The organism is uncultured Gemmiger sp. (assembly GCA_944388105.1).
Lineage (GTDB): Bacteria > Bacillota > Clostridia > Oscillospirales > Ruminococcaceae > Gemmiger.
Window position 1 is genome coordinate 1 of sequence record CALXHN010000115.1, and the last position, 6,031, is coordinate 6,031.

The 6,031-nt window shown below is 58.5% G+C and carries 9 protein-coding genes; 4 read left to right on the top strand and 5 right to left on the bottom strand.

The window, feature by feature from the left end:
- The coding region (hemW, locus tag Q0K17_RS10035; protein ID WP_294542718.1) for a radical SAM family heme chaperone HemW at positions 1-911 on the bottom strand (911 nt) is incomplete at its 3' end.
- 114 nt (positions 912-1,025) lie between these two features.
- Between hemW and Q0K17_RS10040 the strand changes: the two genes are divergently transcribed.
- Positions 1,026-1,745: a Bax inhibitor-1/YccA family protein gene (locus Q0K17_RS10040; RefSeq protein ID WP_294542719.1), complete on the top strand. Its 720-nt coding sequence runs from the start codon at positions 1,026-1,028 to the stop codon at positions 1,743-1,745.
- Positions 1,746-1,762: 17 nt separating this feature from the next.
- A complete protein-coding gene (locus Q0K17_RS10045; protein ID WP_294542720.1) occupies positions 1,763-2,314 on the top strand; it encodes a hypothetical protein in 552 nt (183 codons plus the stop codon).
- A gap of 88 nt (positions 2,315-2,402) precedes the next feature.
- Here Q0K17_RS10045 and Q0K17_RS10050 read toward each other — a convergent pair whose 3' ends face one another.
- From Q0K17_RS10050 to Q0K17_RS10065, 4 genes are read right to left on the bottom strand one after another with little or no spacing between them, the layout of a single operon-like run.
- Positions 2,403-2,615, bottom strand: a complete 213-nt coding sequence (locus Q0K17_RS10050) for a zinc ribbon domain-containing protein (RefSeq protein WP_294542721.1) — start codon at positions 2,613-2,615, stop codon at positions 2,403-2,405.
- An 18-nt stretch (positions 2,616-2,633) separates the two neighbouring features.
- Complete coding sequence (locus Q0K17_RS10055; protein ID WP_294542722.1) at positions 2,634-3,452, bottom strand: hypothetical protein; 819 nt, start codon at positions 3,450-3,452, stop codon at positions 2,634-2,636.
- A gap of 30 nt (positions 3,453-3,482) precedes the next feature.
- Positions 3,483-4,181, bottom strand: coding sequence for an ABC transporter ATP-binding protein (locus tag Q0K17_RS10060; RefSeq protein WP_294542723.1), 699 nt, complete (start codon positions 4,179-4,181; stop codon positions 3,483-3,485).
- Positions 4,181-4,552: a GntR family transcriptional regulator gene (locus tag Q0K17_RS10065; RefSeq protein ID WP_294542724.1), complete on the bottom strand. Its 372-nt coding sequence runs from the start codon at positions 4,550-4,552 to the stop codon at positions 4,181-4,183. Before Q0K17_RS10065 ends, Q0K17_RS10060 begins: the two co-directional genes overlap by 1 nt.
- Before the next feature lie 141 nt (positions 4,553-4,693).
- Here Q0K17_RS10065 and Q0K17_RS10070 point away from each other — a divergent pair, with 141 nt between their 5' ends.
- Positions 4,694-5,371: a response regulator transcription factor gene (locus Q0K17_RS10070; RefSeq protein ID WP_294542725.1), complete on the top strand. Its 678-nt coding sequence runs from the start codon at positions 4,694-4,696 to the stop codon at positions 5,369-5,371.
- 91 nt (positions 5,372-5,462) lie between these two features.
- On the top strand, positions 5,463-6,031 hold a 569-nt coding region (locus tag Q0K17_RS10075; protein ID WP_294542726.1), incomplete at its 3' end, for an ATP-binding cassette domain-containing protein.

Consider the following 6,031-nt stretch of genomic DNA (forward strand, 5'->3'; position numbering starts at 1 on the left):
AGTCCGGCGGTCAGCCGCAGCTGCATGAGCAGAAAATCCTCGGCATCACAGGTGCCTTCCTCCTGCTCGGTCAGAGTCCCGGCCACAAAAGCATCGGTATCGTCCGGCCAGAACCGCCGCACGTTGTTGATGCAGCTGTGGGCAGCAGGCCCTACCCCCCGGTAATCCCGGCAGTTCCAGTACAAAAGATTGTGGCGGCCCTCGTGCCCGGGACGGGCAAAATTGCTGATCTCATACTGGCGGTACCCGGCGGTTTCCAGCTGCCGCACTGCATACAGGTAAAAATCCGCGGCGGCGTCCGGATCCGGCAGATTCTCCGGGCGGTGTCGGGCAAAGGCGGTGCCCGGTTCGATCTTGAGCAGGTAAGCCGAAATGTGGGTGCATCCGCCGGACTGCAGCAGGTCCAGGGTGGCGTCAAATTCGCCGTAGGTGTAGTTGGGCAGGGCCAGCATGATATCTCCGCACAGGTCGTCAAACCCTGCCTGTCGCGCCCAGGCCAGGGCCCGGGCAGCTCCGGCGGCGGTGTGGGTGCGGCCCAGGGTGCGCAGCTGGGTATCCGAGGCACTTTGCACCCCGAAACTCAGCCGATTCACCCCGGCTTCCCGGAACCCGGACAGAGACTCCGGTGTCACCACGTCCGGATTGGCTTCCAATGTGATCTCCGCCCCGGGCAGGGGCGCGGCCGCCTCAATCAGTGCCCGTACCTGGGCAGGGGAGAGCAGGGCCGGGGTCCCGCCGCCGAAATACAGGGTGTCCGGCCGCCGGTGGTTCTGGCGCAGTTCCCGCAGCAGAGCATCTACAAAGGGCTGGGGCACCTCCCGGCTGCCGGGGGCAGAATAAAAATCACAATACCGGCATTTCGCGCGGCAGAAAGGAATGTGCAGATAGATCCCGAAACGGTCCTGGGGCAAGTTTTTTCACCTCTTAACAAAAAAATGGTCAATGATTCATATATCGTTTACACATTTTCAGACAGATAGAGTATATAATAGGGGTATGTAAAAAGAAAGGGGTCCTAGTGAACTATGGACGAAAAATATTATACCATTTCGTATGCCGAAAGTCCCTTCGGCACCCTCAATCAATATATGACCCGCACCTTTGTCTGGATGTTCGCCGGTCTGCTTGTCACCTTTGCGGTGGGCGTCGGCACTCTGTACAGCCCGCTGGTCAGGATTTTGTTCAACAGTGGTCTGTACCTGCTGCTCTGCATCGCGGAGCTGGTCATGGTTGTGGTGCTCTCCGCCCGCATTGACAAGCTGCGCCCGTCCACGGCCACCAGCCTGTTCTTCGGGTATGCGGTGCTCAATGGTCTGAACCTCAGCGTGATCTTTGCCGCTTATGCTTTCAGCACGCTGGTCCTGGCTTTCCTGGTGGGGGCTCTGTATTTTGGTATCATGGCTCTGTACGGCTCTCGCACCCAGAAAGATCTGAGCTCCTGGGGGCCCATGCTCTCCGGTGCGCTGATCACCCTCATTGTGGTGGGTCTGCTGGGTAGCCTGCTGATGTTCTTTGTCCCCGGCCTGATCAGCACCTTTGACCTGCTGCTGTGCGCCGTCAGCCTGGTGGTCTTCATGGCCTTCACTGCCTACGACGTTCAGAAACTGAAATATTATTACTCCTACTTTGGCGGCGACGCAGCCATGCTGCACAAGTCTTCCATCATCGGTGCGCTCAGCCTGTACCTGGATTATATCAATATCTTCCTGTATGTGCTGCGCATCCTGGGCCGCCATCGTGACTGAAAAAGGTGGTACCGGACATGTCCAAACTTCAGGAATTTGTTTCGCTCCTTTCGGGCGAGTTTGACAACGCAGCCCAGCACGCCGAACTGACGGCGGCGGGGCAGGCAGATTTTCCCTTTGCCGAACACCGCAACACCCCCTGCAACGATAAGATCCGCGGCCTGCCCGCTGATTTTGAAGGGGTGTTCCTGGTGGAAGAAAGCTACTATACGGTGGCCGGACGCACCCATGCATCGCCCCATCTGTTCCTTTTCACCCAGGAGGGTGACGCTGTCCGCCTGACTTCCTATGACACGCCGGAAGGCTACGACAAGAACAGCTTCACCGCAGCCCAGCTGCACGATGTGGAGTTTGCGTCCCTGCAGCCGTCCCGGAAATTTACTCCCGCGCTGTACACCTGCAAGGACGGCGTGTGGGAAGGCGGCAGCGTCAGCATGTTCACCCCGGTGCTCAAATTCACCCTGTTCGAGCGCTTTTCTCCCGATTGTCTGGAAGTGACCGAGCAGATGGAGATGAACGGCAAGCGCACGTTCGGGTACGATGTGCCCATCCTCTACAAACGCAAATAAGCGGTGCCTGTACAGGCCACGCAGCAAAAAAGGGACGGCCCCCTCCCGGGGACCGTCCCTTTTGCCATGTTCTTTTGTATCTGCCGGCTCAGCCGCCGATCAGGAAGTCCAGCACATCCCAGCCGTCGCCGCCAACTTCCCGGTACAGCTCGGTATAACCGCAGTCGGAGCAGCTGATGGTGGTAAACTTTTTGTTCTGGATGTCGAGCAGCTTGGCAAAGTTGCCGCCGGTGGCCTGCAGACGGTCGGCCACATACTGCCGGCAGCCGCATTTCGGGCAGACGTATTGTTGCTTTTCCATTTCATACCTCCTTGGTCGTCAGGGAAGATTCAGCTTTTTGCTGATCAGATACTGTGTCACTGCCCACAGGATAGCATCTGCGGCGGCAAAAAGCAAGAGAACAAAACCGGCAAGGCCCCAAGTGACAGCCGTCTGGTTTCGGCTTATCTCTATGAAGAAGGGAGCCATACCGTCCAGCACCGACCGTGGCAGGTTTGCCATGACGATGGCGCCTGCCACGAACAGGAAAATCGATACCATCTGGATGATGAAGCCCAGCACGAAATAGGTGGCGATGCTGGCCAGCATCCGCTGCTGAGGCCAGCGGGAACCGATGGCCATGCACAGATACAGGTACAGATAAGCGGAGACCAGGGACAATACGAGCAGCAGTACCAGAAACACTGTGCCCATGGTGTTGGAAAGGGAAAAAGCGTCCGAGAATGTCTGGGCTGCCTCTTCTTCACCGTCGGAATTTGCCATCCACACACAGCCTATGGAAACCAGGAGGGAGGCAATGGTGGACCCGCAGGCGCACAGCAGCTTGGCGGCCATATGCTGCCAGGGAGCAGCGGGCAGACTGAACATCAGATACCCCTGTTCCCCCAGCAATTTATAGAACCGCTGGATGTTCAGTATGACGCAGGCGGCCATGGTGGCAAAGATGAGCAGGGCAGTCGCGAGCTGAAAAAAGGATTCCAGTACGGAGATGACGGGCGTTCCCGCCATATTGGCAAAGGTGCCGTTCAGCCGGGTCACCAGTGCAGTCAGCAGGGAAAACACCGCTGTTCCCGCCCAGATGGGCACCAGAATCCGCCACACGGCCAGACATTCATATTTCAAAAGTTTGTTCATCATAGCAGATGCACCTCTTTTCTTGTGATGGGGTCAGACCCGGAATACATGACGGAAATACTCGTCCAGACTCATGCCGCTTTCCTCCCGCAGTTCATCCACGGCACGGTGGGCCAGCAGCTGCCCTTCCTTCAGGATCAGGACTTCATCCAGCATCCGCTCCACATCCTCCACCAGATGGGTGGAAATGACCACGGCCGCATCTTCGTTGTAGTTGCGCAGGATGGTGTTCAGGATGTACTCCCGGGCCGCCGGGTCCACGCCGCCCAAGGGCTCGTCCAGCAGGTACAGTTTGGCGGCCCGACTCATGACCAGACACAGCTCCATCTTTTCCTGGGTGCCCTTGCTCATGGTACCGATGCGCTGCCGTGGGTCCAGCTTCAGGTCTGCCAGCATCCGGGAAGCCTTCACCATGTCAAAATCCTCGTAGAAATCCGCAAACAGGTTCACCAAATCATCCACCCGCATCTCCACCGGCAGTGCCATGCGGTCGGGCAGGTAGGAGGTGATGGTCTTGGTGGCAACTCCCGGTTCCCGGCCGCCGATGAACACCTGTCCGGCGGAAGGTCTCAGCAGGCCGGCGGAAAGCTTCAGCAGAGTGGTCTTGCCGCTGCCGTTGGGCCCCAGCAGTCCTACCAGACGTCCCGGCAGCACTTCAAAGCTGAGGTTGTCCAGCGCTGTTTTATGGCCGTACCGTTTGGTCAGCCCTTTGGCCTGATAAATCGCTTGCATCACACATTCTCCTTTTCGGCGGCCGCACGCAGCAGTGCGGCGGTTTCTTCGGCACGGATGCCCAGTGCCTGCATCTGTTTCCAGAACTCCTCGGCCAGGGCTTCGGCACGCTGACGGCGCAGCCCGTCCAGTTGTTCGGTACCGGCGCATACGGTGCGTCCGGCGGTGCGCTGACTTTTCATCAGCCCGCGGTTTTCCAGTTCCTGCAAAGCCCGCTGCATGGTGTTGGGATTGACCCCGGCCTGGGCGGCCAGCTCCCGCACAGGGGGAACTTTGGACCCGGCGGGCATCACACCGGTCACAATGGCCAGTTCCAGCTGTTCAATCAGCTGCAGGTACACCGGCCGTCCGGCCTCGATGTTCCAATCCATGGCGGCACCTCCTTTGTATTATTGTGTTAACCATCTAATACAATAATACATCGTCCGCAGCGTTTGTCAACCCCTCTTTGCAGAAAAGATTTTTTGCGGTATGATAGCAGCAGAACTGCCGCATACAAGGGGGAATACACCGTGCCGCACATCCTGATCGTAGAGGACGACACCGATATCAACAACGCCGTAGCGGATTATCTCACCGCCCGGGGCTGCCGCTGTACCCAGGCCTTTTCCGGCACCGAGGGGCGGCTCTACTGGCAGCAGGGCGGGGTGGATCTGATCATTGCCGACCTGATGCTCCCGGGGCTGACCGGGCAGCAGCTGCTGGCGGAAATCCGGGGCAATGCCCACAGCAGTGTCCCGGTGATTGTGCTGTCTGCCCGCACCGCACTGCAGGACAAGGTGGAACTGCTGGAACTGGGGGCTGATGATTATCTGACCAAGCCCTTCTCTTTGCAGGAGCTGTGGCTGCGGGTGGGGGTGCAGCTGCGTCACGCGGGGGCGTCGGCTGTGGGAACATCCGCCCTGGATTATAAAGACTGGCACATCGACCCGGATACCCGCACGCTGACCGTGCATGGGGTCCCTGTGCCGCTGACTCTGCACGAATACGAGATCGTGACCTTGCTGGCCGCCCGCCCCAAAAAGGTCTTTACCCGGCAGGAAATCTATGAGGCTGTCTGGCAGGAGCAGGCTTTTGTGGAGGACAAGACCATCAACGTACACATTTCCAACATCCGGGCCAAGCTGCGTCCCACCGGTACCGATACCTACATCAAGACGGTGTGGGGCATCGGATTCCGGCTGGAGTAGGATCAGCTTTATACTTTCTTTATAATTCCTTTGCGATTGTTTGGCCTTTGACAGATAGAATAAAGCCATACCAATCAAAGGAGAGGATCCCATGCAAATCGCTGTGCGAACGATGGGCCTGTGCAAACAGTACCGCGGCAAAGCTGCCGTGGACCATCTGGACATGCAGGTGCCCAAAGGAGAAATCTATGGCTTTATCGGTGCCAACGGTGCCGGAAAATCCACCACCTTCAAATTGCTGGCCGGACTGGCGGTGCCCACTGCCGGACAGATCGAACTTTTCGGGCAATCTCTTTCCGCCGGAACGGTTGCCCGCCGGATGGGTGTCCTTGTGGAGGATGCGGGCCTGTATGGGTCGCTATCTGCCCGGGATAACTGCCTTCTGAGAGCCAAGCTTCTGGGCCTGGACGAGGAAAACAAGGCTGTGGAACGGGTGCTGCGCCAGACCGGTCTGGACAAGATGGGCAAAAAGGCGGCCAAGCGTTTTTCCATGGGCCAGCGCCGCCGCCTGGGACTGGCGCTGGCCTTGCTGGGCAGCCCGGACCTGCTGCTGTTGGATGAACCCACCAATGGTCTGGACCCGGAGGGCATCCGGGATGTGCGGCTTCTGCTGCAGCAGCTGCAGACCGAACAGGGGGTGACCATCCTGGTCAGCAGCCA

What these genes read in the sequence shown, in the direction of transcription:
- Q0K17_RS10040 (WP_294542719.1), top strand. Translation starts at nt 1,026, where the DNA reads ATGGACGAAAAATATTATACCATTTCGTATGCCGAAAGTCCCTTCGGC.
- Q0K17_RS10045 (WP_294542720.1), top strand. Translation starts at nt 1,763, where the DNA reads ATGTCCAAACTTCAGGAATTTGTTTCGCTCCTTTCGGGCGAGTTTGAC.
- Q0K17_RS10050 (WP_294542721.1), bottom strand. Translation starts at nt 2,615, where the DNA reads ATGGAAAAGCAACAATACGTCTGCCCGAAATGCGGCTGCCGGCAGTAT.
- Q0K17_RS10055 (WP_294542722.1), bottom strand. Translation starts at nt 3,452, where the DNA reads ATGATGAACAAACTTTTGAAATATGAATGTCTGGCCGTGTGGCGGATT.
- Q0K17_RS10060 (WP_294542723.1), bottom strand. Translation starts at nt 4,181, where the DNA reads ATGCAAGCGATTTATCAGGCCAAAGGGCTGACCAAACGGTACGGCCAT.
- Q0K17_RS10065 (WP_294542724.1), bottom strand. Translation starts at nt 4,552, where the DNA reads ATGGATTGGAACATCGAGGCCGGACGGCCGGTGTACCTGCAGCTGATT.